This is a genomic window from Roseateles sp. NT4, assembly GCF_051857475.1.
In the GTDB taxonomy this organism is placed as follows: Bacteria; Pseudomonadota; Gammaproteobacteria; order Burkholderiales; family Burkholderiaceae_C; genus Pelomonas.
Genome location: NZ_JBPZGZ010000001.1, coordinates 1,315,690 through 1,342,569 on the forward strand (window position 1 = coordinate 1,315,690; position 26,880 = coordinate 1,342,569).

Consider the following 26,880-nt stretch of genomic DNA (forward strand, 5'->3'; position numbering starts at 1 on the left):
TAGGCTCGATGAGAACCATTCTCATTGATAAGGCTTTGATAATGCGAGGGTTTGCCCACCCACCTCCGGACCGCCTCATGAGCACCACGATCCGCCAGCAAGACCTGATCGACAGCGTCGCCGCCGCCCTGCAGTACATCAGCTACTACCACCCGGCCGACTACATCGCCCACCTGGCCCGCGCCTACGAAAGCGAGCAGAGCCCTGCCGCCAAGGACGCCATCGCCCAGATCCTGACCAACAGCCGCATGTGCGCTGAAGGCAAGCGGCCCATCTGCCAGGACACCGGCATCGTCAACGTCTTCCTGAAGATCGGCATGGACGTGCGCTGGGAAGGCTTCAGCGGCAGCATCGAGGACGCCGTCAACGAAGGCGTGCGCCAGGGCTATCTGAACCCCGACAACAAGCTGCGCGCCTCGGTGCTGGACGACCCCATCTTTGCGCGCAAGAACACCCGGGACAACACGCCCGCCGTCGTGCAGATGGAGCTGGTGCCCGGCAACACGGTCGACGTCATCGTCGCGGCCAAGGGCGGCGGCAGCGAGAACAAGAGCAAGGTCTACATGCTCAACCCCAGTGACGACATCGTCGACTGGGTGCTGAAGACCGTGCCGACCATGGGCGCCGGCTGGTGCCCGCCGGGCATGCTGGGCATCGGCGTCGGCGGCACGGCCGAGAAGGCCGCCCTGCTGGCCAAGCAGTCGCTGATGGAAGACATCGACATGTACGAGCTGCTGCAGCGCGGCCCGCAGAACAAGCTCGAGGAAATGCGCATCGAGCTGTACCAGAAGGTCAACGCCCTGGGCATCGGCGCGCAAGGCCTGGGCGGCCTGACGACCGTGCTGGACGTGAAGATCAAGACCTTCCCGACGCATGCTGCCAGCAAGCCCATCGCCATGATCCCGAACTGCGCGGCCACCCGCCACGCCCACTTCGTGCTGGACGGCAGCGGCCCGAGCTATCTGGAGGCACCGAGCCTGGACCTGTGGCCGGACGTGAACTGGGCGCCCGACTACAACAAGAGCAAGCGCGTCGACCTCAACACGCTGACGCCGGCCGAGGTGGCGAGCTGGAAGCCGGGCGAGACCCTGCTGCTGAACGGCAAGATGCTGACCGGCCGCGACGCCGCCCACAAGCGCATCCAGGACATGCTGGCCAAGGGTGAGAAGCTGCCGGTGGACTTCACCAATCGCGTCATCTACTACGTCGGCCCGGTGGATCCGGTGCGCGATGAAGTGGTCGGCCCCGCCGGCCCGACGACGGCCACGCGCATGGACAAGTTCACCGACATGATGCTGGCCAAGACCGGCCTCATCGCCATGATCGGCAAGGCCGAGCGCGGCCCCGTCGCCATCGAATCGATCAAGCAGCACAAGAGCGCCTACCTGATGGCGGTGGGTGGCTCGGCTTACCTGGTCAGCAAGGCCATCAAGGGCGCCAAGGTCCTGGGCTTCGAGGACATGGGCATGGAAGCCATCTACGAATTCGACGTCGTGGACATGCCCGTCACCGTGGCCGTGGACGCCAGCGGCACCAGCGCCCACATCACCGGCCCGGCCGAATGGAAGCAGCGCATCGCTTCCGGCAAGGCCGTCAACATCCCGGTCGCGACGGCCTGACGTCCCGCAGCCGGTAGGTCTTCACGGCCCACCGGCATGGCGGCGCTTTCATCGTTTTTGACCGCCTGCACTGTGGCGACGCGCTGACGATCAGGGGCTCCTGCGCGGGCATCGCTTGCTAGCATGCCCGCATCCAAAGGAATCCCTTCGCCCATGCAACGTCGCTCCCTGCTGATCGCCACGGCCATCACCCCCTTCGTCGGCGCCTGCTCGCGCATGCCCGACACCATCAAGATCGGCGTGGCCCAGCCGCTCAGCGGCCCGCTGGACCGCCTCGGCAAGGACATGCTGACCGGCGCGCAGATGGCGGTGAAGGACTTGAACGCGTCCAACTTCCTGGTCGACGGCAAGCCCGTCAAGTTCGAGCTGGTGTCCGGCGACGACAAGTCGGACGCGGCCACGGGCAAGGCGGTGGCGCAGCAACTGGTCGGTGCGGGCGTCGTCGCCGTCATCGGCCACCTGAATTCGGGCGTCAGCATCGAGGCCGCGCCCATCTATGGCGCCGCCCATATCCCGCAGCTGGCCATCTCCACCAATCCCAGGTACACGCAACTCGGGCTGCCCACCACGCTGCGGCTGGTCGCCAACGACGACGTGCAGGCCAAGGCCATGGCGGGCTATGCGGCAGGCTCCATGGGGGCGACGACCTTCGCGCTCATCGACGACGCCACTCCCTACGGCAAGGGCCTGCTCGACGGCGTGACCGCCCACATGAAGACCTTGGGCAAGGCCGTGGCCCTGCGCATCACGCGTGACGACAAGACCACCGACTTCACCGCGGACGCGGCCAAGATGGCGGCCGCCAAGATCGATTGCGTCATCACCACGCTGGCGGACTTCCAGGTCGAGGCGCTGATGAAACAGATGGCCGCGGCCGGCCTGCAGGACGCGCAATTGATGGGCGGCGACACCATCAAGACCGACCTGCTGCCCAAGAAGCCCGTGCCGCTGCGCCGCGTCGTGGCCACGTCGCCCATCGTCGGGGCCAGCGAATTCGACTCCGGCAAGCCCTTCGTCGAACGCTTCACCGCGGAAAACAAGCAGGCCATCGCCTACGGCGCGCACTACGCCTACGACGCCGTCTTCTCCATCAGCGAGGCCGTCAAGCGCGCCGCCAGCGCCGACCCCGCCAAGGTGCTCGCTGCATTGAAGTCGCTGGACCTGCACGGCCCCGTCACCAACAGCCTGCGCTTCAACGAAGGCGGCGAGCAGCGCTTCGGCAGCATCAGCGTCTACACCATTGATCGCAGCGAATGGCATCCGGTGATGCGCGCTTCGGAGTGGTGACATCGCACGGACACCGGCCCCGCCGAGCGTAAGCAGCGCATCGCCGCGGGCCAGCTGATCGTCAACGCTTCGGCGGCGGCGGCGCGGAAGCGCCCTGGGGCGGAGGCGGCGGCATGTCCTTGGGGCGACACGCCAAAGGCCGGCCCTCGGGCGCCCAGCAGCTGCCGTTGACCGTGCGGCTGTCGTGCGTGAAGCTGCAGTCCGCGCCGGCCTTGGCCGTCTTGCAGGCGGCCAGGGCTTCGGGCGGCGGACCGCGGTGCTCGCCGCCGGGCGGCGGGCCACCCTGGGGCTGGGCCTGGGCGGCTGCCGCGGCCAGCAGCAGACTGAAGACGAGGCTGGTTTTCATGGGGAGTCCTTGGTGAATCGGTGATGGCATGCTGATGGCAAAAAGTGAAGCCAATGTATGCATCGCCTCCACAATCCTTCACGATGACGATCTCCATTCGCCCCATTCAACCCACCGACCGCGCCGCCTGGCAACCCCTCTGGGACGGCTACAACGCCTTCTATGACCGCGCAGGCCCCACCGCCCTGCCCGCCGAGATCACCGAGACCACCTGGGCGCGCTTCTTCGACTCCGCCGAACCGGTTCATGCCCAGGTCGCCGAGGATGAAACAGGCCGGCTGCTCGGCCTCGTCCACTACCTCTACCACCGCAGCACGACGCGCATCGAGCTGACCTGCTATCTGCAGGACCTGTTCACGACGCCCGAGGCGCGTGGCAAAGGGGTCGGCCGAGCCCTGATCGAGGCCGTCTACGCCGCCGCCCGCGAGGCCGGCATCAAGCGCGTCTACTGGCAGACCCACACCACCAACGCCGCCGGCCGCACCCTCTACGACAAGGTCGCCCACCATGTGGGCTTCATTGTCTATGCGCGCGACGTGGTCTGACTCCATGCGCCTGCTGTCCTGCATCGCCGCCCTGCTGTTTGGTGCCCTGCCCGCGCTGGCCCTCGCGCAGGCAACGCCGGCGACATGCTCGCTGACGCCCGTCAATGGCGAGATGCGCGAGCTGACCTCCGGCGGCCGCAAGCGCGTCTACCGCCTCTTCGTGCCCGCCAACGCAGCCGGCCAGGCCCGGCTGCCGCTGGTGTTCGATCTGCACGGCACGGGCGGCAACGCCAACGGCCGCGCCAGGGAGACCGGCTTCGAGGCCCTGGCGGCGCGCGAGGGCTTTGCCGTCGCCACGCTGCAGGCCGAGGACTCGCGCTGGAACGTGCCGGTCTACACCCCGCGCGCCGACGACGTGCAATACGTGACCGACGTCATCGACGACATTGCCGCTCGCAGCTGCATCGACCCGGCGCGCATCTACGCCACCGGCTTCTCGGGCGGCGGCCGCATGTCCTCGCTGCTGGGCTGCCGGCTGAACGATCGCATCGCGGCCATCGCGCCGGTCGGTGGGCTGCGCTGGTTTGGCCCCTGCGCGGGCCGCGCCGTGCCCGTGCTGACCATCCACGGCCTGGCCGACTTCACCAACCCCTACGAAGGCCACGGCGACCGCGGCGCCGAATGGGTGGAGAGCGTGCCCGAGGCCCTGGCGGGTTGGGCCTCGCACAACCGCTGTCAGCAGAAGCTGGTGCAGGACAAGCAGCCCGGCGCGCTGCAGACGCTGCGCTACGCTGGCTGCACCACCTCCGCCGAAGTCAGGCTGCTGCGCATCGATGGCATGGGCCACATCTGGCCGCGTGCCGAGGTCGATGCGAGCACCGTCATCTGGCAGTTCTTCAAGGCCCATCCGCTGCAATAAAGGAGACCCGCATGCCCAACATCCGCGCCTACGCCGCCCTCGCCCCCGGCGGCGCCCTGCAGCCCTTCGATTTCGACCCCGGCCCGCTGGGCGACGAAGACGTCGAGATCACCGTCGAGCACTGCGGCATCTGCCACTCCGACCTGGCCATGATCGACAGCGAGTGGTTCCCGGCCGCCTATCCGGTCGTGCCCGGCCATGAGGTGGTCGGCCGCATCACGGCCCTGGGCGCCCATGCCAAGGGCCGCCAGATCGGCCAGCGCGTCGGCGTGGGCTGGCACAGCAGCAGCTGCACGCATTGCAATTTCTGCCTGGGCGGCGAGCAGCATCTGTGCGGCAAGCGCCAGCCGACGCTGATCGGCCGCCACGGCGGCTTTGCCGACCGGCTGCGCGCCCATTGGAGCTGGGCCGTACCCCTGCCCGATGCGCTGGACCCGGCCGCGGCCGGCCCGCTGATGTGCGGCGGCGGCACCGTCTTCCTGCCCTTTGTGCTGCACGCCATCAAGCCGACCGATCGCGTCGGCGTGGTCGGTATCGGCGGCCTGGGTCACCTGGCCGTCAAGTTCGCGCGGGCCTGGGGCTGCGAGGTCACGGCCTTCACGTCCTCAGCTTCCAAGCGCGACGAGGCCCTGGCCCTGGGCGCGCACAAGACCCTGTCTAGCGTCGACAAGGCCGAACTGAAGGCCGCCGCCGGCAGCCTGGACTTTTTGCTGATCACCGTCGGCGCCGCCTTGAACTGGGACGCGCTGCTGGCCACGCTGGCCCCCAAGGGCCGCATGCACCTGGTGGGCGTCGTCACCGACGCCATGGCGCTGAAGAGCGGCGGCTTGCTGAGCTGGCAGAAAAGCCTGTCGGCTTCGCCCACGCCGCCGCCTTCGGTGCTGAAGACCATGCTGGACTTCTCGGCCCGGCACCAGATCCTGCCGCAGGTCGAGCGCTTCGCGATGAGCCGCGTCAACGACGCCCTCGATCACCTGCGCTCGGGCAAGGCGCGTTACCGGGTCGTGCTGGACGCCGACTTCCGCTGAGCGCGGCGGCGCTGGCCCAGCAGGGCCGCGAAGGCCAGGCCCGACAGCGCCAGCGTAGCGGGTTCCGGCACGTTGCCGGCGTTGATGACGATGGGCGCATCCAGCGCGGCCGCGGCCGTGAAATCGCTGGCGTCGGCGACGAAGGCGCCGCTTGCGTCCTTCTCGCCCAGGGTGCTGGTGAAGGTGTGGGTGGCGTCGAGCTCGCCGCCGAAGCGCGCCCACAGGCCGAGGTAGCTTTCGACGAAGTAGTAGCGGCCGGCCTCGACGGTGAAGTCGATGTCGGTCGCCGTGCCCGAGGCGGTGATGCCGGTGTTGTCCACCTGACCTTCGAGGCGGAAGTCGGCGCGGCCGGACGCCTGGCTCCAGAAGCCGCTGGCTTGGGGGTCGAAGCCCAGCGTGGGGTCGTTGTCGAAATCGAAGCTGGAGGTCAGCAGCGAGAACACCGTCACCCGCGTCTTGGCATAGACCGAGGCGTTGGTGGTGCCGAGATCGGCGTCGCCCGGCAAGTCGAGGATGGCGGTGGGCGTGACGTTGGATGAGAAGTCCAGCACGTTGTGCACGCTGCGCACTTCGGGCGTGGTGCCGGTGTACTGGAAGCTCTGCAGGCCCACCGAATGGCCCGACACGCGGGCGTAGTCACCCGCGAAGGCGCCCTGCTTGAGAATGAGGACACCAGCGGCGCCCGAGGCGTCGATGGACGAACGGGTTACCTGGCCGCCGTGGGCACCGATGGGGTTGGTGGCGGATGTCGCAGCCGACGTGCCGCCGATGGTCATCTGCGAGTTCTGCTCGATGATGGGCCGGAAGATGGGCTGGCCCGAGGCGTCCAGCGCGGCTTCGCAGCGGTCGGGCGTCGTGCTGCCGGCGGTCTGGGCGGCGGGGCTGCGGCAGTCGCGCACATAGGTGGCGGCAAAGGCAGCGTTGGAGATGGCGGTCGGCACCGCGCTCGCGCCGGTCGCGGCGGCGGCAAGGGCGAGGCAGAAAAGGGTCGGGGCGAAGCGCATGCAGTTCTCCTGGCTGGAACTGCTGCGATTGTCCCGAGCTGGCGCCGCGGGTCACCCCCGATTCATGCGAAGGGGAAACCCTGGCTGTCAGGCCTCCACGCCCGGGACGCCCTTGGGCTGGCGCTGCACCTGCTGCGGATAGGGAATATCCACACCCAGGCCGCGCAGCGTGCGCAGCACGGCCAGGTTGACTTCGGACCTGACCCCGCCGCTGCCGTTCTCGGGATCCATGATCCAGAAATAGACGCTGAGCTCGATGCCGCTGTCGGCGAAGCGGCTCAGCTGCACCGACGGCCCCGGGTCGCTGAGCACGCGCGGCACCTCGACGACGGCGGCCGACAGCGCCTTCATGACGGCATCGACATCGCAGTCGTAGTCCACCTGCACGGTGGTCGACAGCAGCACGCGCGGGTCGGCCAGGGAGGAGTTCTCGACCCGCTGCGTGATCAGGATCTCGTTGGGCACGATGGCTTCCTTGCCGCCCAGCGACCGGATCACCGTGTAGCGTGTCTTGATGTCGGTCACCCGGCCCTCGAAGCCGTCGACCTTGACCATGTCGCCAATGCGCAAGCTGCGCTCGGCCAGGATGACGAAGCCGCTCACATAGTTGGCCGCCAGCTTCTGCAGGCCAAAGCCCAGGCCCACGCCCAGCGCCCCGCCCAGCACGCCCAGGGCCGTCAGGTCGATGCCCGCCGCCGACAGCGCGAACAGCAGGCCGATGAAGAGCAGGAGGGAGCGGATCGCGTTGGAGGCAATCTTGCGCATGGACAGGTCCAGCGACTCGCGACGCAGCAGCTGGGCCTCGATGGCCGACGAGATCCACAGCGCGACGACCAGCACCAGGGTTGCCGTCAACCCGCCCTCGATGAGATTGCGCAAGGTCAGCTTGACGGTGCCGAACTTCCAGCCGATGTCGTCCAGCTCGTCCATCAGCACCGGCCACAGCCCGGTGATCCACAGCACCGCGCCTATCCACACCAGCCAGGAGCCCAGCTTCTCCAGCGCCTTGAAGGCGGGCGAATTGGGCCAGGCGGCGCGCAGCACGCGGGCGATGAGGCGGATGGCGGCCAGCGACACCAGCACCGGCAGGGCCAGCTTGAACAGGGCCGGCGTTGCGCCGTACAAGGGCAGCAGGCGCCGCGCGCCGAAGGCCAGGCCGAGGGCGAGCAAGGGGAAGAGAGCGCCATCGATGACGCCGTCGCCGAACAGCACGCTGTTCTCGCGCTTGGCAATGGCGCGTGACAGCGCCCAGCTCAGCAGGCCGGCCAGGGCCAGGCAGCCCAGCAGCAAGGCCCATTCGGCCAGGGCATCAGCGCTGAAGACACGGGCAAGCAGGGCCTGGAGTTCGGCCAGGCTGAGAGGTTGGTGCATCGAGTTCATGTCAGGCCCCGCCCTGTGTGGTCACCGGGCGAGGGTCAGAGAAAGGGATCAAAGGTCGGCCAGCACACGCAGATGGACGCCCACGCTGCGCGACAAGGCATGAAGGTTATAGCCACCCTCGAGGACCGAGACGATGCGGCCCTGGGCATGGCGCTCGGCCACGGCCTTGATTTTCAGGGTCAGCCATTCATAGTCAGCCTCGACCAGCCCGAGCTGCCCGAGTTCGTCGGCACGGTGGGCATCGAAGCCGGCCGAGATGAAGATCATCTGCGGCTTGAAGCGCTCCAGGGCCGGCAGCCACATGGCTTCGACGATCTCGCGCACCTCGCCGCCACGCGTGTAGGCCGGCAGCGGCACATTGACCATGTTGGTGCCCTTGGGCACGGCGCCGCTGTAGGGATAGAGCGGGTGCTGGAACAGGCTGACCATCAGCACACGCTCGTCGCCGGCAATGATGTCCTCGGTGCCGTTGCCGTGGTGAACGTCGAAATCGACGATGGCCACGCGCTTCAGCCCCTTGACGTCCAGCGCATGCCGGGCCGCGATGGCGACGTTGTTGAAGAAGCAGAAGCCCATGCTCTGGTCGCGCGTGGCATGGTGGCCGGGCGGGCGCACCGAGCAGAAGGCATTGTCGGCCCGGCCGTCGATGACGAGGTCGGTGGCTTGCACCGCGGCACCGGCGGCATGCAGGGCGGCTGCCCAAGTGTGGGCGTTGGCCGAGGTGTCGGGGTCGACGGCGCAGCGTTCTCCCTTGTCGGCGCAGTCGCGCAGCAGGGCGCCGATCTCGGCCACATAGCCGTGGGTGTGGGCCAGCTCGACGTCTTTCAGGTCCACCGGGCGGGTGTCGACGTAGTCCAGCGCCTGGCCCAAGCCCGACGCGATCAGCCAGTCGTCGATGGCGGCCAGCCGCTCCGGGCATTCGGGATGGCCGTCGCCCATGTCGTGGCGGCGGCACTCGGGGGGATTGAAATACGCGGTGGGCATCTACCGTTGTCTCTTGCTATGGTCTGGCCCATGACGACGCCATCACGAACCCTGGCAGGGCAACTGCAGTCCCTGCAAAACCAGATTAGCACGGTCATCAAGGGCAAACCCGCTCAGATCGCCGATTCCCTGGCCTGCCTGATCGCCGGCGGCCACCTGCTGATCGAGGACCTGCCCGGCGTCGGCAAGACGACGCTGGCCCACGCCCTGGCCATTTCCCTGGGCCTGAAGTTCTCGCGCCTGCAGTTCACGGCCGACCTGCTGCCCAGCGACTTGCTGGGCGTCAGCGTCTATGAGCGCGAGAAGAACGGTTTCGCCTTCCACCCCGGCCCGGTGTTCGCCCAGGTGTTGCTGGCCGACGAGATCAACCGCGCCGGCCCCAAGACCCAGAGCGCCCTGCTCGAGGCCATGGAAGAGCACCAGGTCAGCATCGAGGGCGTCAGCCACCCCCTGCCCGAGCCCTTCTTCGTCATCGCCACGCAAAACCCCAGCGAGCAGCTCGGCACCTTCCCGCTGCCGGAATCTCAGCTGGACCGCTTCCTGATGTGCATCTCCCTGGGCTACCCCGACGCCGCCGCCGAGCGCGAGCTGCTGATGGGCGAAGACAGCCGCGAGTTGCTGAAGGCGCTGAAGCCCGTCATGACCCCGCCCGAGCTGATCGAGGCCCAGGCCGCCGTGAAGGCCATCCACGCCGCCCCGCCGCTGCTGGACTATCTGCAGGCCCTGATCGCCGCGACGCGCTCCGGACAGTGGTTTGTCGAGGGCCTGTCGCCGCGCGCGGGCCTGGCCGTGCTGCGCGCCTCCCGGGCCCGTGCCCTGCTGCAGGGCCGCGACTATGTGTCGCCGGACGACGTCCAGGCCATCCTGCCCCAGACCATCGCCCACCGCGTGCAACCCCGCGCCGGCGCCGGCCGTGGCGCGCGTGAGCAGGTGCGGGCCATGATCGAAGCCATTCCCTTGCCCTGACATGCGGCCGATGGCCGATGCCAGGGGTGCCGACACGGCATCACTGCGCTTGTGAAGTCCTCTTTCGGCGCCAGGCCAGGCCCGCCAGGCCGCCGAGCAGCAGTGCCGACGTCGTGGGTTCGGGGACCGGCGACACCGACCAGCCGATGGCATCCATGGCCAGCAGGTCGGCCGCCGAGATGCGCGGGCCGGCCACTCCCGGCGCGAGATAGGGCTGCATCACGCCGGCACTGCCGTCCTTCCAGTGGCCGGCCTGAGCGCCGTCGCCGTGGTACTCGCCTTCTGCGAAAGCCGTTCCCATCGTGACGCCGCCATCGATGGAGAAATATTTGGCCCGGTCGTCGGCCGTGAAGTCGATGACGTGCGAGGCCGCGCTGAGGCTGGAGTAGCGGAACAGGTCCAGGGCATTGACCCTGTTGAATTGGCCCGCCAACCGCGGCGAGGCGGCCGCGTCCAGAAAATCGACGCCGCTGAAGAAGCCCAGCGCATGCCCGATTTCATGCGTGACGATGCCCACGAAGTCATAGGTACCCGGCGTGATGCCGTCCGACGGGTCGTAGTCGTAGAGATAGCGGGTGCTGATGTCGATGCGCGCGTCGCAGGCGGCGGCGCAGCCCGGCGACTCGTTGCCCTGGAACTGCAGGCCGATGGCGCGCGCATTGGCGGCACTCAGCTCCACGGTCGTGCTGCCATGGTCGATATAGGGCGTTGCCGAGCCGACTCCGGCGGGGTTGTCGGCGGTGAGGTTGATCAGCCTGTCGAAGGCGAGCTGCTTTGTGGTCGGCAGATGAGCCACGGCAACGGCATCGGCGGCGCTGCTGCTGACCTGGGCCAGGCGATTGCGGAAGTCGTCGTAGTAGAGGTCGATCTTCAGCGCCCGGGTGGTGCCCAGCAGGCCGTTGCTCAGGCGCAGGCCCGACTCGAAGTTGAGGTTGACCGTGACATCCGTCGTGATGACCGACGTCCATTGCGCGCCTGCCAGCCGGATGGCCTGCTGCGCCTGCTCGGTGGTGCCCGGCAGAAACGTGTAGTTGATGGTCAGGGCCTGGGCAGCACCCGCAGCGGCGAGGGCCAGGCAGGCGAAGGCTAAGCGGGTGGCTGATGGCATGGAAGACCTGCGGTGGTGGACGTCGGGGCGCGATCCTCGGCGGCAGGCGCCGCCCGGCGCAATACCGCGGAGGCGGTATTCGAATCGACCGGTCCAGGCAACAGAATCCGCCCCCAGCCACCAGGACACGAGGCCGATGACCACCCCCACAGTGCAGCGCGAAAACAAGCTCTTCTTCTGGGCGCACAGCCTGCTGCTGGCCATCGTCCTCATCGGCTTCGGGCGCAGCTTCTTTCTGCGGCCGCTGTTCGCGACGTCCACCCTGCCCCCGCTGCTGGCGCTGCACGGCGCGGTGCTCACGGCGTGGTTCATGCTGACCGTGCTGCAGGGCTGGTCGGCGCTGACGCGGCGCAGGTCCTGGCACGCCCGCACGGCGTGGCTGGCCTTGCCGCTGGTCGTCGGCGTCGTCGCGAGCGGCTTCTGGGTGAACACGGCGCTGGCCCTGCAGATCGCCTCGGCCCAGGACCCGGAGAACATGTTCATCTGGGGCAACTACATGAGCCTGCTGTCCTTTGTCGTGCTGGTGGCCCTGGCGGTGGTGAAGCGCCGCGAACTCGCCGCGCACCGGCGCCTGATGCTGTTCGCCTCCATCGCCATCATCGGGCCGGCCTTTGCCCGCTTTGCGTTCTGGCCCGTCTTCGGCAAGTCGGGTCTGATCCTGGCGCCCGCCTTTGCGGGCGCGGGCATGCTGCTGTCGGTGGCCGTGGCCATCACCTACGACATCGCCACGCTGCGCAAGCCGCAGGCCGCGACGTGGATAGGCCTGGCCGGCATCCTGGTGCCGCTGGTGGCGGGAACCGGTGTGGCCCTGTCAGGCGTCGGCTTTGCACTGCTGCACCAGGGCTAGACCCGGCGCCCCAACAACTGCACGTGAGCGCCCCATCGCCTCCCTCATTTCATGGATCAGCCTGGCCACGCTGGCCTGCCTGGCGGCCGGGCCGGCCTTCGCACAGGCATCCGAGCCGACCGAGCTGCTGTGCGGCATGCGCACCGGCGAAGCCACGTCGACCTTGCGCGTGGCGCCGGGCACCGATGCGCTGGCGCCAGCGAGCGTCCAGGTGGGCGACGGCTTCGAGGTGCGCATCCTGGCCTTGAGCGGCACGGCGGGTGCGGACCGCGTCGCCCAGGTCGTCGTCACGGTGCTGGACCGGGAGGTCGCCGGGCGCCCGGTGGTGCTGTCGCAAAGCCGATGGCCCGCGGCCGGCCAGGACGCGCTGGGCAATGACATGCCCTGGCGGCCCAACCTGTCGGGATGGCAGCGCGCCTATTCGCCGGCCCTCGGCCGCGAGCTGGCCTGGGGTTGCGCGCTGGTGCGACGGGGTGCGGGGCCCGAGGGCTGGGACCGGGTCGACGCGACCGGCGCCAGCGCGCGCCGCAGCACGCCATCGCCGCCTTTTGCTGAGGAGAACACGGCCCCGCGCGCCGTCCGGCTCGCCTGGATGGGCGACGTCATGCTGGCCGACGGGCCGGGGCGGGTCATCGCACGCGGCCAGGATCCCTTCGCGGCCGTCATGGCCACCGTCAGGGATGCCGACCTGCGCATCGCCAACCTGGAATGCGTCATCGCCACGGGCGGCACCCGCGCCGTCAAACCCTGGACCTTTCGCGCCCATCCCCGCGTGCTGGACGTGCTGCGCCGCCATGTCGATGCCGTCTCGCTGGCCAACAACCACTCCGGCGACTTCGGGCCCCAGGCCTTCGCCCAGATGCTGGGCCGGCTGCAGCAGGCCGGCCTGCCCTATTTCGGCGGCGGCAGCGACCTGCGGTCCGCGCACCGGCCCGCCATCATCGAACGCCAGGGCCTGCGCATTGCGCTGCTGGGCTACAACGAGATGTTTCCGCGCCGCTTCGAGGCCGGCCCGGACAGCCCCGGCATCGCCTGGGCGGACGAGGAGCAGATCGTCGCGGACATCCGCGCGGCGCGGGCCCAGGCCGACGTCGTCATTCCCTTCATGCATTGGGGCCAGGAGCACAGCGAAACCGCCCATGCTCGCCAGCGCGCCCTCGCCCGACTGATGATCCGTGCCGGCGCGGACGCAGTGGTCGGCACCCATCCGCACGTCCGCCAGGACAGCGAGATCATCGACGGCCGGCCGGTCGTCTACAGCCTGGGCAACTTCGTCTTCGACGGCTTCAGCGACGACGACAACAACACCGGCTCCATCCTGTGGATGACGGTCACCGCGGCCGGCGTCAGGGACTGGCATCTGCAGCCCGTTCGCATCGACGCCGCCGGCCGGCCTCATCCGCTGCAGGTTGCCGCCAACCTGTCGCGGCAGCATTCACCTCGCCCCTAGCGGGGCCGAACTGGGAAAGCGATCAAGAATCGGCCATGGTGACCCAGGTGATGATCGTCGAGGACGAACCCGAATTCCTGCTGCGCTTCTCGGAAGCCGTCAGCGCGACCGGATCGTTCGCATTGCTCGGCACCGCCGCGACCGGCGCTGACGCGCTGGCGCTGCTCGACGCCACGGCACCCGACGTGATGCTGCTCGACCTGGGCCTGCCGGACATGGACGGCGTGGAAGTCATCCGCCACGCGGCGCGGCGGCGCCCGCAGTGCGAGGTGCTGGTGGTCACCATGTTCGAAGACGACCAGCATGTGCTGCCCTGCATCGAGGCCGGCGCGACCGGCTATCTGCTGAAGGACGCCAGCGCGGAGCGCATCATCACGGCCATCCACGAGCTGCTGGCCGGCGGCTCGCCCATCAGCCCCAGCATCGCGCGACGCGTGCTGGCGTCATTCCGCATCGGCACGGGCAGGGCCGGCGCGCCGCCCGAGGTGCCGGCCGAGCCGTCGCCGCTGTCGGAACGCGAGACCGAGATCCTGCGCATGGTGGCCAAGGGCCTGAGCTTCGACGCGATCGGCCAGGTGCTGAGCATCTCGCCCCATACCGTCGTGGCCCACGTCAAGAACATCTACCGCAAGCTGGCCGTGCATTCGCGTGGCGAGGCGGTCTATGAAGCCAGCCAGCTCGGGTTGCTGAAATGAGCACGCTGCGGCTGGCCTGGCTGCGCGCCGGCATGCCGGTGCGGACCCTGCTGGCGGCCCTGCCGACATCCTTCTGGCTGCTGCCCCTGGTGCTGATCGCCCTGGGCGGGCTGCCGGTGCTGCTGCTCTTGCCCTCGCCCGGCGGCGATGCAGCGCCCGCTTCGGTCATTGCAGCTTTGCAGGTCTCGCACGCCGTGTCCGAGGCCGCCACGCCACCTCCCGGCCGCGACGGCTGGGCGCGCGTGGACCTGCCGCACTACCGTCTGCTGGAGCGGGGGGCGACCGGCGCCGCTTCCTGGTACCGGGTCGAATTCGACGCCAGCGTGTCCGACGCCGAGCCCTGGGCCGCCTACCTGCCTTTTCTGTACAACGGCGGTTCCCTGTGGCTGAACGGGACCCCGATCGGCAGCGTGCTGTCGTCGCGGCCCGAGCTGCATGTGCGCTGGGAGCGGCCTTTCCTGGTGGCGCTGCCGGCCGGCCTGCTCAGGCCGACGGGCAACGAGCTGCTGCTGCGCCTGCCGCCCGCGGCCGCGGCGTCCATCCTGCGCATGCCCCGGCTCGAGGTCGCTCCGCTGCGCCTGCTGATGCCCGTCTACGACCGGCGCCTGTTCTGGGTCCGCACCATGCCGCAGATCACCGTGGCCGTCGGCATCCTCGTGCCCTGCTTCGTGCTCTTCATCTGGTGGCGGCGCCGCAGCGAGGTGCTGTACGGCCTGTTCGGCGTGGCCGCCCTGTTGTGGGCGGTGCGCACCCTGACCTTCGTCCTCGAGGTCATCCCGCAGCAGGAGTGGCAATGGTGGCGCATCAGCTATCACGCCGCCACCGGCGGCTTCGTCGTCGTGATGGCCCTGTTCGCGCTGCGCTTTGCCGGCCTGAACCGGCAGTGGCTCGACCGCGCGCTGGTCGCCTACGCCCTGCTGGGGCCGCTTTGGCTGCTGGTCCGGGGGCCGGGCGCCGACGTCGCGGTCGGCTACTTCTGGGGCGGTGGCCTGATCGCCGTGGGCCTGGGCGCCGTGGCCGCCACCGCGTGGGCGGCGGTCGTCCGACGCGAGAAGACGGCCGCCCTGCTGTTGATCGCGCTCGCGCTGGCCGCCTGTGCCGGTGTGCACGACTACATGATGAGCTACGGCGCGCTGCCGCTGTCGCGCTGGCTGCCCGAGTGGACGCAACAGCGCTTCTTCCTGCTGCACCACGCCGCCAATCTGCTGCTGGTGGTGATGGGCGGCCTGCTCACGCAACGCTTCATCGATGCCCTGACCGCCATACAGATCCTGAACCACACGCTCGAGGACCGCGTCGCGGCCCGTGAGGCGGAGCTGGCGGACAGCTACGGCCAGATGGCTGTGATGCAGCAGGAGCGCGCAGCCGCACAGGAAAGGCGCCGCATCATGCGCGACCTGCACGACGGCCTGGGCTCCAAGCTCTTCATCCTGCTGTCCCGCGTCGAAAGGGGCGCCGTGCAGACCCGCGAGCTGTCGCAATCGCTGCGCGCCTGCATCGCCGACATGCGGCTGTCGCTGGACGCCTCGGCGGCTCAGGATGCCGGCCTGGAAAGCGCACTGGCCGATTTCCTGTACCGCTGGCGGCCGCTGCTGTGCGAGGCGGGCGTGCAGCCGTCGTGGCAGGTCGATGTCGCGGAGCCGACGGCCTGGATCTCGGCGCATGCCACGCTGCAGCTGCTCCGCCTGCTGCAGGAGGCCCTCACCAATGTGGTCAAGCATGCCGGTGCCAACGCTGTCAGTGTCGAGGTGCGGGCGACGGCGGAACTGCTGACGCTGGCGGTGATCGACAACGGCAAGGGTTTCGGCGGCGATGCGCCTGCGGGACGCGGCATCGCCAACATGCAGGCACGCGCCGCCGCATTGCATGCCCGCCTGACGCTGGCGTCCGACGCCAGCGGCACCGGGCTGCGGCTCGAGCTGCCGCGCATCCCTCCAGGAGCGTCCTGAACGCAAGACCCGGCCGGGCCCACGTATTCTTGCGCCCATGGCACTTCTCCCTGCCCTTCGCAGCCGCTGGCAAGCCTGGTGGCAAGGCCGCCAGCCGGTGGCCGACACCCACCAGACCACGCAGCGCAATGTCTACATCGTGCCAACGCTGGCCGGCGTCGCCTTCTGCGGCACGCTCGGCGTGCTGCTGCTGGCCAGCATCAACGAGCAGCTGAGCCTGGGCTATGCGCTGACCTTCGCGCTGACCGGGGCGGGCCTGGCGTCCATGCACACCACCCACGCCAATCTGCGCGGCCTGCAGATGGACCTGAAGGCGCCTGAGGGCGTGCATGCCGGCGACGAGTACGCGCTGGAGCTGCGCCTGCACAACCCCGGCAGCGACCGCTTCGGCATCGCCGTCAGCGCCCAGCTCGACAGCGGCGCCACCGAGCCGGCCTGGGTCGACGTGCCGGCCCTGGGCCATGCCGTGCTGAAGCTGCGCCTGCCGGCTGACAAGCGCGGTCTGCGCGAAATCCCCCGCCTGGTCATCACGACACGCTTCCCGCTGGGCTTCTTCCGCGCCTGGAGCTACTGGCGGCCGTCCAGCAAGGTCTGGGTCTACCCACGGCCCGAGGACGTGCTGGCGCCCTTCCCCGCCCAGGCCGAGGCGGGTGCCGCCGACGCGGCATCCACGCGCCAGTCCGCCAGCGGCACCGACTTCTCCGGCGTGCGCAGCTACCGCCGCGGCGACTCCATGAAGCAGATCCTGTGGCGCAAGTCCGCCCTGGCCCTGGACCAGGGCCTGCCGCTGTGGGTGCGCGAGACCGAAGCGCCGCTGGCCCAGGACCTGTGGCTGGATTGGCGCGACACCCACGGCCGCGACGTCGAGGCGCGGCTGTCCCGCCTGGCCGCCTGGGTGCTGGCCGCCGAGCGCCTGGGCCAGCCCTACGGCCTGCGCCTGGCCGGCCGCGAGCTCGCGCCGTCCCTCGGTGCGGCCCACGCCCGCGCCTGCCTGGAAGCCCTCGCGGGATTCGGCGCATGAACCGCCTGACCACCGCCTGGGCCCGCCTGCCGCGCGACACGCGCGACAGCCTCTTCCTGCTGGCCGTCATCACGGCCGTCATCGCACCGCATGCCGACCACCTGCCCTGGTGGAGCAGCGCATTGACGACGGTCGTGCTGGCCTGGCGCGGCCTGCTCGCCTGGAGACAGCGCCCCCTGCCCAGCCGCTGGTGGCTGCTCGCCGTCATCGCCATCTATGGCGGCCTGACCTGGCTGACCTTCCGCACTCTGATCGGCCGCGAGGCGGGCATCACCCTGCTCGTCATGCTGATGGCCCTGAAGACGCTGGAGCTGCGCGCGCGCCGCGACGCCTTCGTCGTCTTCTTCCTCGGCTTCTTCCTGGTGCTGACGCAGTTCCTGTATTCGCAGTCGCTGCTGATGGCGATCTGGTCGCTGGCGTCGCTGTGGGGGCTGCTGGCGGCCGTCGTGCTGGCCCAGATGCCCACCGGCGTGCCCAGCATTGCCATCGCTGCCCGCCGCGCCGCCAGCACGACGGCACTCGGCCTGCCCGTCATGGTGCTGCTCTTCGTGCTGTTCCCGCGCATCGCGCCGCTGTGGGGCGTGCCGACGGAGGCCATCGGCCGCACCGGCCTGTCCAACCAGCTCGAGTTCGGCGCCATGAACGAGATCGCCAACGACGACAGCGTGGCGATGCGGCTGAAGTTCGACGGTCCGCTGCCGCCGCCCGACCAGCGCTATTTCCGCGGTCCGGTGCTGACCCGCTTTGACGGCAAGACCTGGCGCGCCCCCGATGCCCGGCCCAGCCAGAGCTGGCTGCGCGGCCGCGACGACCTGAGCACCACCGGCCCCGCGCTGCGCTACGAGATGACGCTGGAGCCGCTGCGCATCTCGGTGCTGCCGCTGCTGGAGATGAGCTCCGGCGCCGTCGGCAACCAGCTGTCGCTGACCGACCTGATCGTCACCCGCGGGCCCGAGCTGCAGTGGGTGTCGCCGCGGCCCATCACCGAAAGACTGAGGTTCGAGACCAGCGCCCACATGGCCTGGCGGGCCGGCGAACGGCGCATCCGCCTGCACCTGGCGGCCGATCTGGACCTTCCGGCAGGCCAGAACCCGCGCACGCGGGCCTGGGCCGCCGAGCTGGCCGCCCAGCCGCGCTTTGCCAACCTCGCAACGGGGGCTCGTGCGGAAAGCCTGGCGTCCGCCGTGCTCGACCACATCCGCAACAACGACTTCCTCTACACCCTGTCGCCGGGCCGCTATGGCGAGGATTCGCCCCATGTCATCGACGAGTTCTGGCTGGACCGCCGCCTGGGCTTCTGCGAGCACTTCGCGTCGGCCTTCGTCGTCGTCATGCGTTCCATGGGCGTGCCGGCCCGCATCGTGACCGGCTTCCAGGGCTGGGACGCCGAGCCCCAGGACGGCTACTACGTGGTGCGCAATGCCAATGCCCATGCCTGGGCCGAGTTCTGGGTCGAAGGCCGCGGCTGGGTGCGCAGCGACCCGACGGCCGCCGTCGCGCCCAACCGCGTCATCCAGGGCCTGGCCCTGCGCCCCCAGCCCGGCGTCATCGGCCAGTTCAACCCGACGCTGTGGCGGGCCATGCGCAATGGCTGGGAAACCATCAACAACCGCTGGCAGCAGCTGGTGCTGAACTACTCGCGCGACAACCAGTTCGACCTGCTCAAGAAGATGGGTTTCGAGCGCGCCGACTGGACCGGCCTGGGCCAGGTCCTGGCCGGCGTCATCCTCGTGCTGGCCGTGGCCGGCGCCGCCTGGATACGCTGGAGCAGCCGGCCCCACGACGCCTGGAGCCGCCAGCGCGCCCGCATCGCCGCCCAGCTGGCCCGCGCCGGCGTCGCCATCCCGGCCCACGAAAGCCCGGCCGCCTGGGCCCGTGCCCTGCGGCTGCAACACGGTCAGAAGGCCGAGCCGGCCGCGCAATGGCTGGAGAAGCTGGAGCGTTCCCGCTATGCGCCTGATGCACCCATGCCGGCCTGGGGTGAATTTCGACAGGCGGCACGCATGCTGAGGGCTTGAGCGTCGAGGAAACTCCGCCCCATGCCGACAAGACTGCAAGCCCTGTTGCTAACGTCACTGCTGCTGACGCTGCCCCTCGCTCAGGCCGACCCACCGGCCCGCACCGCCCACCAGCTGATCGACAAGCTGGGTATCACGCTTCGCCAGGCCAACGCCGACGCCCGACAGGGCCGGCAAGCCGATGCCGAACGCGCGGTGGCGGAGCAGATCGGCGCCCTGATGGCCCATCCCGAATCACGGGCCGCCCTGGTCGATACCGACGAGCAGGGGCGCACGCCGCTCATGCTGGCCGTCAGCGGCGGCTATCTGCCCGTCGTGAAGGCCTTGCTGGCCGATGCCGACGTCAGGGCCGCCATCAACCGGCCGGACGCGAACGGCGAGACCGCCTGGATGGTGGCCAACTTCGCACCGGCCATGACGCTGATGGCCTGCCAGCCTGGCGCCCTCACTCTGGAACGCTACCCCCTGCTGCGCCCCTATCTGCAGCGCATGACGGGCTTGATGGAGGCCAAGCCCTCGGTCGTCGCGGCCATCGTCCAGGTGCTGGAGGCTGCTGGCGCCGAGCCCACCCCTGAGGCGGCCAGGAAGGCCTGGGTGGCGCGCTGCCCCAATGCGACGCCGGAACTGCAACAGGTCATCGCCAGGAGCCCACTGCTGCCTTCCCTGGTCGACGGCTCGCTGGCCCGCTTGATGGCCTTCAACAAGGCTTACCGCGAAGGCGACGTCGGCATCGCGCAAAAGCCGCCGGAGGGCATGCGATTCATCGCCATGCCCACGCCGGCCGTTCTCGACGTCAAGCGGGTGAATTGCGCGCGCATGACACCGCCGGCCCTGCGCGGTGCGCTCGACTGGTCAGGCAGCCTGCTCTTCCGCGCCAGGATCGCCACACGCGCGGGCATTGTGGAGGGTGTCGACTTCACCGTGATGTCTCCGGCCGACCCGGACCCACGGGTCGTCGACTTCTTCCGCGGCGCCCTGATCCGCGCCCTGGCGGGCTACCAGTGCGAAGGCGACCACGTCTTCGAGCAGGATTTCAATTTCAAGGTCGAATGACATTGCGCATGCCTCGCTTGCTGAACTTCCTTTTCCCGAATGGCCTGCGCGCCTCGACCGCCCTGCTGCTGGGCCTGCTCTGCTGCCTGTCGGTCGCCCAGGCCCAGGCGGGCCGAACGCCGCGCCAGTTGATCGACCACCTGGGCGTCGACATCCGCAAGATCCTGGACGACCCGAAAGCCACGAAAACGCCCCAGGAGGCTGAACGGGCCGTGGCCGACCAGATCAGCGCGCTGATTGCGCGCTCGCCGGGCCATCTCTCCCTGACCGAACTCGATGCGCAGGGGCGCACGCCACTGATGCTGGCCGCGGGCAGCGGCTACGCGCTGATCGTCCAGGCGCTGCTGAGCGATCCGGCCGTGCGGTTGGCCATCAACATGCCCGACGAGGACGGCGAGACCGCCTGGATGGTGGCCAATTTCGCGCCCACGGTCACGCTGGTGGCCTGCCAGCCAGGTGCACTGACGGCCGACCGCTATGCGCTGCTGCCGGCCTATGTCCGTCGCATGGCCGACTTGCTCAAGGCCAGGCCTGATCCCATCGTCTCCATCATCCGCGACCTCGAGGCCGCGGGCGCCGAGATCCAGCCGGAACAAGCCAAGCGCGCATGGCTGGCGCGCTGCCACAACGCAGCCCCCGAACTCCGCGAGAAGCTGTCGCGGCAGGACCTGCTGCCGTCGCTGATCGAGGATGCCCTGGCCCGCCAGCGCGAGTTCAACAAGACGGCCAACGAAGATGCCAGGCGCATCCCCATGAGCCCGCCGGCCGACATGAAGTTCGTGCTGGACGACAAGGCCCAGCGGCCCGCGCGGCGTGAAGCACCACTGCTGCAGATCCACGAAATGCGCTGCGACAGCATGGCCAAGCCCGACCTCTCCGGCACCACCATCTACTGGAGCGGCACCATCATCCTCAAGGCGGTAGTCGCCACGCGGGCAGGCGTCGTGGAGACGGCCGACTTCACGGTGCTGAAGGGCAGCAAGGAGAAGCGCGTCACCGACTTCTTCCGCAGCATCATCGTGCGCGCCCTGGCGAAATACCGCTGCGACGGCGACCATGTCTTCGAACAGGAGTTCCAGTTCGACATCCGCTGACCGTGCCGCTCGAGCGGCCTCGTATGCTGCGGACGTGAAATTCAGACATCTGCCCCTGCTGGCCGGCCTGTTGCTGGCGCTTTCAGCCCAAGCCAAACCCCACCACGCCAAGCCGGCGCCGCCGCCGGAACCCTTCGGCAACCGTCCTGCGGTCGTCGCCTTTGCCGACGAACTCGCCGCCGCCCAGGGCTGGGATGCCGCTGCGCTGCGCGAGCAGCTTGGCCAGGCCCTGGACCTGCCGCGCGTGCGCCAGCTCATCCTGCCGGCGGCCGTCGGCACGGCCAAGAACTGGACGGCCTACCGCGACCGCTTCATCGAGCCCAGGCGCCTGGACGCCGGCGTCGCTTTCTGGGCCGACAACGAAGCCGCGCTGGCGCGGGCCGAGAGCACCTATGGCGTGCCGGCTGAAGTCATCGTCGGCATCATCGGCGTCGAGACCTTCTACGGCCGCATCACCGGCGGCTTCAAGGTGCTGGATGCGCTGGCGACGCTGGCCTTCGACTTCCCCACCGAGCACCCCCGCGCAGCCGAGCGCCAGGCCTTCTTCCGCAACGAGCTGGCCGAGTTCCTGAAGCTCTGTCGCGAAAACGGCCTGGACGCTGCCGATGTGCGCGGCAGCTATGCCGGCGCCCTGGGCTGGCCGCAGTTCATGCCCGGCAGCTGGCGCCAACATGCGGTGGACTTCGACGGCGACGGCCGCGTCGACCTCATTGCCAGCCCGGTGGACGCCATCGGCAGCGTGGCCCATTACCTGTCCGAGTACGGCTGGAAGCCCGGCGATGCCACCCACTACAGCGTCAAGCTGCCGACGGACCGCCGCGAGCGCGCCAGGCTGCTGGCGCCCGACATCAAGCCCAGCTTCAGCGCCGCCGACCTGCTCGCGGCCGGCGCCCAGCCCTCCGAAGCCGCCCGCGACCACGACGGCCCCATGGCCGTCATCGAGTTGCAGAACGGGCCAAAGAAGCCGCCCACCGTGCTGCTGGGCACGCAGAACTTCTGGGTCGTCACGCGCTACAACTGGTCGGCCTATTACGCGCTGGCCGTCATCGAACTCGGCCAGGCCGTGAGGGCGCGTCGGCTCCAGCAGCGATGAGCACGCTGAAGCCCCGCAAGCAGCCGACGCAGCCGCGCGCCGTGGAGACGGTGGCCTGCATCCTCGAAGCCGCGGCCCAGATCCTGGAGGCCCAGGGTTTCGAGGCCTTCAACACCAATGCGGTGGCCGAGCGGGCCGGCGTCAGCATCGGCTCGCTCTACCAATACTTTCCCGGCAAGGACGCGCTGTTGATCGCGCTGATGCAGCGCGAGAAGGAGCGCTTTCGCGACGACGCCAACGCCGCACTGGCTCAGCCCGACGGCCGCGCAGCGTTGCGGCACCTGATCTCGGCGGCCGTGCGCCAGCAGCTCGACCGAGCTGAGCTGGCCCGGCTGCTGGACCTGGAGGAAGAGAAGCCCGAGACCCGCCGCGCGCTGGACGGCGAGAGCGGCTTCAGCGAGCTGATCCGGCGCGTGCTGGAAATGCCCGGCCTGCCGCCTCAGGCCGACATCGCCCATGCAGCGGACGACATCGGCCAGCTCATCCGCGCTCTGACCGACGCGGCCGGCCTGCGCGGCGACAACGACGCCGCGGCACTGGAAAAACGCCTCTGCGCCGCCGTGTTCGGCTACCTGGGCGCTGCGCAAATGTGAGCAAGAGGCGCGGCAGGGCCGCCACGCCCGGGGGGCGGTCCATGCGAGTAGCTTGAAAGCAGGCCAAAACCGACGATGAAGGCCTCGCAAATCAACCGAAGCCTTCCATGACCACAACGTTTGCACCGATGAAGCTCAACCACCTGAGCTTCCCCTCCCTGGACCCCGCCCAGACCTCGGCCTTTTTCGAGAAATACCTGGGCTTCACACGCTCGCCCGTCGGCGGCTTCTGGATCCTGAAACGGCCCGGCTTCGACGTCGTCATCGAGAACGGCAGCGGCGTGGCGCCGGACTGGCCCCAGACCTTCCATGTCGGCTTCGAACTGCCGACACGGGCCGATGTCGAAGCCCTCTACGCCGCCATGGCCGCCGACGGCGTGCCCATGGAGACCGAAGTCATCAGCCACGAGCGGGGCTCGCGCTTCTTCTGCCGGGCGCCCGGCGGCGTCATGTTCGAGCTGAACACGCGGGCCGATGCGACGCCCGAGTACCGCGCCACCTTCGACTGAAGCGCTACTCGCCGTCCCAGTCCGGGCCGGTGCCGGTGTCGTCGGCGATCGGCGCGGCGACGCGGTCGCGCCAGTAGCGCCGGCTCAGTTCGCGCTCGCAGCTCGACTCGTGCGTGGCGCTCTGCCAGCGCCAGGCCCCGCAGGACGGGCTGGCAACGACGGCAATGCCGGCCGCTTGGTAGCGCGCCAGCACCGGCGGCGCGGGGTGGCCGAAACGGCTGCGGTAGCCGGCCTGCACGACACCTGTCGATGGGTGCACGCCGGCCAGCAGTTCGGCGCTCGACGAGGTTTTGCTGCCGTGATGCGGCACCAGCAGCACATCGGCCTTCAGGTCGGCCTCGCGCTTGACAAGCTGCCGTTCCTGCTCTGCCTCGAGGTCGCCCGCCAGCAGTACGCGTCGGCCCGTCGCCGAGGTGATGCGCAGCACGCAGGACAGGTCGTTGGACTTGAGGCCGGCCTCGTAATGGGCCGGCGTCGGGTGCAGCACTTCAAAACGCACGCCGTCCCAGCTCCACGCCTGCCCGGCTTCGCAGCGCTGGGTAGGAGGCCCGATGCTCAGCAACGGGTGGCCGGCCTCCAGCGAGCTGCGCAGCTCGCTGACCGGCAGGGCCTGCATCAGCGCCGCCGCGCCACCCACATGGTCGCCGTCGCGGTGGCTGAGCATCAGCAGGTCCAGACGCCGCGCGCCCAGCGATCGCAGCAGCGGCAGCAGCACGCGCTCGCCGGCATCCGAGCCCGGCGCATAGGCCGGACCGCTATCGAAGACCAGCACATGGGCTTGCGTACGCACGACGACGGCATTGCCCTGGCCCACGTCGGGCGCGATCAGCTCGAACTCGCCGGCAGGCGGATGCGGCACGACCGGCCACAGCAGCGGCAGCATCATCGCCAGGCCTGCCGCGCGCAGCCGCCAGGGCAGCCTCAGTACGACCAGCAGCGCACCGATCAGCGCCAGCCCCTGCGACCACAGCGGCGCGGCCGGCAGCCACAACACCGCCGCCGGCCAGGCGATCAGCAGCTGCAGCCAGGCCATCAAGGTCTGCATCAGCCATGCGGCCAAGGCCCACAGCGGCGTGACCAGACCGCCCAGCAGCGCCAGCGGCGTGACGACGAAGCTGATCAGCGGGATGGCGACCAGATTGGCCAGCAGGCCGACCAGGGACAGCTGCGAAAAGCAGATCAGGCTCAGCGGCGCCAGGCCGAGGGTGGCGATGAGCTGGGTGCGCAGCGCGGCCTTTAGCCGGGCCCGCCAGCCCTCGGCATGGTCCCCACCCGCGGCCATCAACAGACCGACGGCGCCAAACGAAAGCCAGAAGCCCGGTTGCATCAGCGCCCAGGGATCGACCGCCGTGACGATGACGGCCGCCGCCAGCAGCACAAGCGGCCAGGGCCAGCGCAGGCCGATGCTGCGCAGCGCAGCGACGGCGGCCAGCATGACGACGGTGCGCTGGGCCGGCACGCCCCAGCCCGAGAACAGCGCATAGGCGAAGGCCACCGCCACGCCCACCCAGCGCGCGGCGATCGGCGCTGGCACGCGCAGGCAAAGCCAGGCGCTGCGCCGCCACAGCGGCGCGATCAGCACGGCAGCCAGCCAGCCCAGCAAAACCACATGGCTGCCGGAGACCGACAGCAGATGGGCGACGCCGGTGTCGCGGAACAGGTTCCAGTCCCGGTGGCCGATGGCGTTCTGGTCGCCCAGGCTCAGGGCCGCCAGCACACCGGCCATACCGGGGTCGGCGACGCGTTCGCGAATGGCCGTGCGCAGCCGCTGGCGTGCGGCGTCCAGCGACCACCAGGGCGCCGTCTGCAGACGCTCGGCCGTGCGCACGACGCCGCTGGCGCGCAGGCCCTGCTCGAACAGCCACAGCTCGGCATCGAAGCCGCCCGGGTTGGCCAGGCCGTGGGCGCGCTTGAGGCGGGCCGTGAAGCGCCAGCGCTCGCCGGCGGTGATGGGCTGGGCACCGTCGTAAGCCAGCAGCATCAGCCGCCGCGGCACTTCGGGCGGCAAGGCAGCGCCGGTCGGCCCGACGGCCTCCACCTCGAACTCGAAGCGCCAGCCCGGCACGCCCCCCTGGCCGGTGATGGCAATAGGCAGGGAGTCGACCCGGCCGCTGAGCACGAGGTCGCGCCCTTCCCAGGCGGGGTGCAGTTCGGGCTTCATGCGCAGCTCCGCACGCAACGCAGCCTGCGTGAAGGCCAGCACGGCGACCGCACCCGCCAGCAACAGCCAGTGGCGGCGCCGCAGCAACAGCAGCATCACGACGGCCAGCGCCAGCAGCGCGTACTCGGCAGGCGTTGGCAGCCGCTCGCAGCGATGCAGCAGCGCCAGCCCACCCAGCCAGCCCGCGCCCGTTGCCACCAGCTCGCGCACACCCCACGGCCGCTGTGCCAATGCCCCTCCCTGTCCCGCGATATGGGGACCTGGGGTGTAGCATGCCGCGGTTTTTCGCTCGCGCCACCGCGCTTTTAAGCATGAGCTCCTCTGCCATCCAAGCCAAGCTCGCCGAACTCGGCATCACCCTGCCGCCGCTGGCCATTCCCGCCGCCGCCTATCTGCCGTTCACGCGCACCGGCAACCTGCTCTTCCTGTCCGGCCACATCGCCAAGAAGGACGGCAAACCCTGGGTCGGCCAGCTCGGCAAGGACGTCGACACGGCCACCGGCCAGGCTGCCGCGCGCGCTGTGGCCATCGACCTGCTCGGCACCCTGCAGGCGGCCACCGGCGACCTGGGCAAGATCGTGCGCATCGTCAAGGTCATGAGCCTGGTCAACAGCACGCCCGACTTCACCGAGCAGCACCTGGTCACCAACGGCGCCTCCGAGCTGTTTGGCGCCGTGCTGGGCGATGCCGGCAAGCATGCCCGCAGCGCCTTCGGCGTGGCCCAGATTCCGCTGGGCGCCTGCGTCGAGATCGAGCTCATCGCCGAGATCACAGATTGATGTTCACCGCCCCTTCCAAGCTGCCGGCCCGCGCGCTGGCCGGCATGGCCGTGGCGAGCTTTGGCGCCGTCGGCATCGCCTTGATCGCCCAGCACCAGTTCGGCGTCAAGCCCTGCCCCTGGTGCGTGCTGCAGCGGGCCATCTTCCTGCTCATCGGCACCCTGTCGCTGCTGGGCTGGCTGGTGAGCGCCAAGCGCGTGCTGCGCCAGTCGGTGCTGGTCATCGTGCTGATGCTGTGCGCCGCCGGCCTGACGGCGGCCGTCTTCCAGCACGAGGTGGCTTCGCAGAGCGCCAGCTGCGCCATGGGCATGGCCGACAAGATCGTCACGGCCTTGAACCTCGAGGAGCTGTGGCCCTCGGTCTTCATGATCACGGCCAACTGCGCCGATGCAGCGGCCTACCGCCTGGTCGGCCTGCCCTATGAAGTCTGGAGCGGCGTGCTGTTTGCCGCCCTGGCCGCGCTGGGCCTGGTGGTCCTGAACAAGCGCTGAG

Annotated in this window: 25 protein-coding genes; 19 read left to right on the plus strand and 6 right to left on the minus strand. The window is 69.6% G+C overall.

Going from position 1 to position 26,880, the window contains the following annotated elements; genetic code table 11:
* The first annotated feature begins 77 nt into the window (after positions 1–77).
* Together ACS5PN_RS06080 and ACS5PN_RS06085 are read left to right on the plus strand one after the other, a co-directional pair.
* Positions 78–1,619: a fumarate hydratase gene (locus tag ACS5PN_RS06080; RefSeq protein ID WP_439463031.1), complete on the plus strand. Its 1,542-nt coding sequence runs from the start codon at positions 78–80 to the stop codon at positions 1,617–1,619.
* A gap of 153 nt (positions 1,620–1,772) precedes the next feature.
* Positions 1,773–2,906 (plus strand): branched-chain amino acid ABC transporter substrate-binding protein, encoded by a 1,134-nt coding sequence (locus tag ACS5PN_RS06085; protein WP_439463032.1) that lies wholly within the window; start codon positions 1,773–1,775, stop codon positions 2,904–2,906.
* Positions 2,907–2,967: 61 nt separating this feature from the next.
* On the opposite strand, the gene ACS5PN_RS06090 is transcribed toward ACS5PN_RS06085, so the two are convergent.
* Positions 2,968–3,252 carry a hypothetical protein gene (locus ACS5PN_RS06090; RefSeq protein WP_439463033.1) on the minus strand — a complete coding sequence of 95 codons (285 nt, stop codon included), beginning with the start codon at positions 3,250–3,252 and terminating at the stop codon, positions 2,968–2,970.
* An 83-nt stretch (positions 3,253–3,335) separates the two neighbouring features.
* Here ACS5PN_RS06090 and ACS5PN_RS06095 point away from each other — a divergent pair, with 83 nt between their 5' ends.
* From ACS5PN_RS06095 to ahr, 3 genes are read left to right on the plus strand one after another with little or no spacing between them, the layout of a single operon-like run.
* Positions 3,336–3,797 carry a GNAT family N-acetyltransferase gene (locus ACS5PN_RS06095; RefSeq protein ID WP_439463034.1) on the plus strand — a complete coding sequence of 154 codons (462 nt, stop codon included), beginning with the start codon at positions 3,336–3,338 and terminating at the stop codon, positions 3,795–3,797.
* A 4-nt stretch (positions 3,798–3,801) separates the two neighbouring features.
* Positions 3,802–4,656: an alpha/beta hydrolase family esterase gene (locus tag ACS5PN_RS06100; RefSeq protein WP_439463035.1), complete on the plus strand. Its 855-nt coding sequence runs from the start codon at positions 3,802–3,804 to the stop codon at positions 4,654–4,656.
* A gap of 11 nt (positions 4,657–4,667) precedes the next feature.
* Positions 4,668–5,684 carry an NADPH-dependent aldehyde reductase Ahr gene (gene ahr / locus ACS5PN_RS06105; RefSeq protein WP_439463036.1) on the plus strand — a complete coding sequence of 339 codons (1,017 nt, stop codon included), beginning with the start codon at positions 4,668–4,670 and terminating at the stop codon, positions 5,682–5,684.
* On the opposite strand, the gene ACS5PN_RS06110 is transcribed toward ahr, so the two are convergent.
* From ACS5PN_RS06110 to ACS5PN_RS06120, 3 genes are all read right to left on the minus strand, one after another.
* Positions 5,651–6,688, minus strand: a complete 1,038-nt coding sequence (locus tag ACS5PN_RS06110) for a PEP-CTERM sorting domain-containing protein (protein ID WP_439463037.1) — start codon at positions 6,686–6,688, stop codon at positions 5,651–5,653. The genes ahr and ACS5PN_RS06110 overlap by 34 nt on opposite strands.
* A gap of 87 nt (positions 6,689–6,775) precedes the next feature.
* Positions 6,776–8,059 (minus strand): mechanosensitive ion channel family protein, encoded by a 1,284-nt coding sequence (locus tag ACS5PN_RS06115; RefSeq protein ID WP_439463038.1) that lies wholly within the window; start codon positions 8,057–8,059, stop codon positions 6,776–6,778.
* Between the two features lie 57 nt (positions 8,060–8,116).
* Positions 8,117–9,052: a histone deacetylase family protein gene (locus ACS5PN_RS06120; protein WP_439463039.1), complete on the minus strand. Its 936-nt coding sequence runs from the start codon at positions 9,050–9,052 to the stop codon at positions 8,117–8,119.
* A 30-nt stretch (positions 9,053–9,082) separates the two neighbouring features.
* On the opposite strand from ACS5PN_RS06120, the gene ACS5PN_RS06125 reads away from it, so the two are divergent.
* Positions 9,083–10,018: an AAA family ATPase gene (locus ACS5PN_RS06125; protein ID WP_439463040.1), complete on the plus strand. Its 936-nt coding sequence runs from the start codon at positions 9,083–9,085 to the stop codon at positions 10,016–10,018.
* Between the two features lie 40 nt (positions 10,019–10,058).
* On the opposite strand, the gene ACS5PN_RS06130 is transcribed toward ACS5PN_RS06125, so the two are convergent.
* Positions 10,059–11,126, minus strand: coding sequence for an NF038122 family metalloprotease (locus ACS5PN_RS06130; protein ID WP_439463041.1), 1,068 nt, complete (start codon positions 11,124–11,126; stop codon positions 10,059–10,061).
* Between the two features lie 136 nt (positions 11,127–11,262).
* Here ACS5PN_RS06130 and ACS5PN_RS06135 point away from each other — a divergent pair, with 136 nt between their 5' ends.
* The 11 genes from ACS5PN_RS06135 (at position 11,263) to ACS5PN_RS06185 (ending at position 23,448) form a co-directional block, all read left to right on the plus strand.
* Positions 11,263–11,973, plus strand: a complete 711-nt coding sequence (locus ACS5PN_RS06135) for a hypothetical protein (RefSeq protein ID WP_439463042.1) — start codon at positions 11,263–11,265, stop codon at positions 11,971–11,973.
* A 136-nt stretch (positions 11,974–12,109) separates the two neighbouring features.
* Positions 12,110–13,423, plus strand: a complete 1,314-nt coding sequence (locus tag ACS5PN_RS06140; protein WP_439463043.1) for a CapA family protein — start codon at positions 12,110–12,112, stop codon at positions 13,421–13,423.
* Positions 13,424–13,458: 35 nt separating this feature from the next.
* Positions 13,459–14,118, plus strand: coding sequence for a response regulator (locus ACS5PN_RS06145; RefSeq protein ID WP_439463044.1), 660 nt, complete (start codon positions 13,459–13,461; stop codon positions 14,116–14,118).
* Positions 14,115–16,067 carry a sensor histidine kinase gene (locus tag ACS5PN_RS06150; RefSeq protein WP_439463045.1) on the plus strand — a complete coding sequence of 651 codons (1,953 nt, stop codon included), beginning with the start codon at positions 14,115–14,117 and terminating at the stop codon, positions 16,065–16,067. The genes ACS5PN_RS06145 and ACS5PN_RS06150 overlap by 4 nt, the downstream gene beginning before the upstream one ends.
* Positions 16,068–16,104: 37 nt before the next feature.
* Complete coding sequence (locus ACS5PN_RS06155) at positions 16,105–17,088, plus strand: DUF58 domain-containing protein (protein ID WP_439463046.1); 984 nt, start codon at positions 16,105–16,107, stop codon at positions 17,086–17,088.
* Entirely contained in the window at positions 17,085–19,106 is a 2,022-nt protein-coding gene (locus ACS5PN_RS06160) for a transglutaminaseTgpA domain-containing protein (protein WP_439463047.1), read from the plus strand. Before ACS5PN_RS06155 ends, ACS5PN_RS06160 begins: the two co-directional genes overlap by 4 nt.
* A gap of 21 nt (positions 19,107–19,127) precedes the next feature.
* Entirely contained in the window at positions 19,128–20,159 is a 1,032-nt protein-coding gene (locus ACS5PN_RS06165; protein ID WP_439463048.1) for an ankyrin repeat domain-containing protein, read from the plus strand.
* Positions 20,160–20,167: 8 nt separating this feature from the next.
* Positions 20,168–21,253 (plus strand): hypothetical protein, encoded by a 1,086-nt coding sequence (locus ACS5PN_RS06170; RefSeq protein WP_439463049.1) that lies wholly within the window; start codon positions 20,168–20,170, stop codon positions 21,251–21,253.
* A gap of 34 nt (positions 21,254–21,287) precedes the next feature.
* The gene (mltB, locus tag ACS5PN_RS06175; protein WP_439463050.1) at positions 21,288–22,346 is read left to right on the plus strand and encodes a lytic murein transglycosylase B; all 1,059 of its coding nucleotides are present in this window, start codon (positions 21,288–21,290) and stop codon (positions 22,344–22,346) included.
* Complete coding sequence (locus tag ACS5PN_RS06180; protein ID WP_439463051.1) at positions 22,343–22,939, plus strand: TetR/AcrR family transcriptional regulator; 597 nt, start codon at positions 22,343–22,345, stop codon at positions 22,937–22,939. The genes mltB and ACS5PN_RS06180 overlap by 4 nt, the downstream gene beginning before the upstream one ends.
* A 107-nt stretch (positions 22,940–23,046) precedes the next feature.
* A complete protein-coding gene (locus ACS5PN_RS06185; RefSeq protein ID WP_439463052.1) occupies positions 23,047–23,448 on the plus strand; it encodes a VOC family protein in 402 nt (133 codons plus the stop codon).
* Positions 23,449–23,452: 4 nt separating this feature from the next.
* Here the strand turns inward: ACS5PN_RS06185 and ACS5PN_RS06190 are convergent, their stop codons facing one another.
* Positions 23,453–25,840, minus strand: coding sequence for a DNA internalization-related competence protein ComEC/Rec2 (locus ACS5PN_RS06190; RefSeq protein ID WP_439463053.1), 2,388 nt, complete (start codon positions 25,838–25,840; stop codon positions 23,453–23,455).
* Between the two features lie 80 nt (positions 25,841–25,920).
* On the opposite strand from ACS5PN_RS06190, the gene ACS5PN_RS06195 reads away from it, so the two are divergent.
* Both ACS5PN_RS06195 and ACS5PN_RS06200 read left to right on the plus strand, forming a co-directional pair.
* Complete coding sequence (locus ACS5PN_RS06195; RefSeq protein ID WP_439463054.1) at positions 25,921–26,388, plus strand: RidA family protein; 468 nt, start codon at positions 25,921–25,923, stop codon at positions 26,386–26,388.
* Positions 26,388–26,879: a disulfide bond formation protein B gene (locus ACS5PN_RS06200; protein WP_439463055.1), complete on the plus strand. Its 492-nt coding sequence runs from the start codon at positions 26,388–26,390 to the stop codon at positions 26,877–26,879. Before ACS5PN_RS06195 ends, ACS5PN_RS06200 begins: the two co-directional genes overlap by 1 nt.
* Position 26,880: the final 1 nt, after the last annotated feature.

Bases quoted from the DNA above. Each gene is read 5' to 3' on its own strand.
- ACS5PN_RS06125 (WP_439463040.1), top strand. From the start codon at position 9,083: ATGACGACGCCATCACGAACCCTGGCAGGGCAACTGCAGTCCCTGCAA.
- ACS5PN_RS06120 (WP_439463039.1), bottom strand. From the start codon at position 9,052: ATGCCCACCGCGTATTTCAATCCCCCCGAGTGCCGCCGCCACGACATG.
- ACS5PN_RS06080 (WP_439463031.1), top strand. From the start codon at position 78: ATGAGCACCACGATCCGCCAGCAAGACCTGATCGACAGCGTCGCCGCC.
- ACS5PN_RS06185 (WP_439463052.1), top strand. From the start codon at position 23,047: ATGACCACAACGTTTGCACCGATGAAGCTCAACCACCTGAGCTTCCCC.
- ACS5PN_RS06090 (WP_439463033.1), bottom strand. From the start codon at position 3,252: ATGAAAACCAGCCTCGTCTTCAGTCTGCTGCTGGCCGCGGCAGCCGCC.
- ACS5PN_RS06145 (WP_439463044.1), top strand. From the start codon at position 13,459: ATGGTGACCCAGGTGATGATCGTCGAGGACGAACCCGAATTCCTGCTG.
- ahr (WP_439463036.1), top strand. From the start codon at position 4,668: ATGCCCAACATCCGCGCCTACGCCGCCCTCGCCCCCGGCGGCGCCCTG.
- ACS5PN_RS06160 (WP_439463047.1), top strand. From the start codon at position 17,085: ATGAACCGCCTGACCACCGCCTGGGCCCGCCTGCCGCGCGACACGCGC.
- ACS5PN_RS06135 (WP_439463042.1), top strand. From the start codon at position 11,263: ATGACCACCCCCACAGTGCAGCGCGAAAACAAGCTCTTCTTCTGGGCG.
- ACS5PN_RS06180 (WP_439463051.1), top strand. From the start codon at position 22,343: ATGAGCACGCTGAAGCCCCGCAAGCAGCCGACGCAGCCGCGCGCCGTG.
- ACS5PN_RS06150 (WP_439463045.1), top strand. From the start codon at position 14,115: ATGAGCACGCTGCGGCTGGCCTGGCTGCGCGCCGGCATGCCGGTGCGG.
- ACS5PN_RS06140 (WP_439463043.1), top strand. From the start codon at position 12,110: ATGCGCACCGGCGAAGCCACGTCGACCTTGCGCGTGGCGCCGGGCACC.
- ACS5PN_RS06195 (WP_439463054.1), top strand. From the start codon at position 25,921: ATGAGCTCCTCTGCCATCCAAGCCAAGCTCGCCGAACTCGGCATCACC.
- ACS5PN_RS06115 (WP_439463038.1), bottom strand. From the start codon at position 8,059: ATGCACCAACCTCTCAGCCTGGCCGAACTCCAGGCCCTGCTTGCCCGT.
- ACS5PN_RS06110 (WP_439463037.1), bottom strand. From the start codon at position 6,688: ATGCGCTTCGCCCCGACCCTTTTCTGCCTCGCCCTTGCCGCCGCCGCG.
- ACS5PN_RS06170 (WP_439463049.1), top strand. From the start codon at position 20,168: ATGCCTCGCTTGCTGAACTTCCTTTTCCCGAATGGCCTGCGCGCCTCG.
- ACS5PN_RS06085 (WP_439463032.1), top strand. From the start codon at position 1,773: ATGCAACGTCGCTCCCTGCTGATCGCCACGGCCATCACCCCCTTCGTC.
- ACS5PN_RS06100 (WP_439463035.1), top strand. From the start codon at position 3,802: ATGCGCCTGCTGTCCTGCATCGCCGCCCTGCTGTTTGGTGCCCTGCCC.
- ACS5PN_RS06130 (WP_439463041.1), bottom strand. From the start codon at position 11,126: ATGCCATCAGCCACCCGCTTAGCCTTCGCCTGCCTGGCCCTCGCCGCT.
- ACS5PN_RS06200 (WP_439463055.1), top strand. From the start codon at position 26,388: ATGTTCACCGCCCCTTCCAAGCTGCCGGCCCGCGCGCTGGCCGGCATG.
- ACS5PN_RS06165 (WP_439463048.1), top strand. From the start codon at position 19,128: ATGCCGACAAGACTGCAAGCCCTGTTGCTAACGTCACTGCTGCTGACG.
- ACS5PN_RS06095 (WP_439463034.1), top strand. From the start codon at position 3,336: ATGACGATCTCCATTCGCCCCATTCAACCCACCGACCGCGCCGCCTGG.
- ACS5PN_RS06155 (WP_439463046.1), top strand. From the start codon at position 16,105: ATGGCACTTCTCCCTGCCCTTCGCAGCCGCTGGCAAGCCTGGTGGCAA.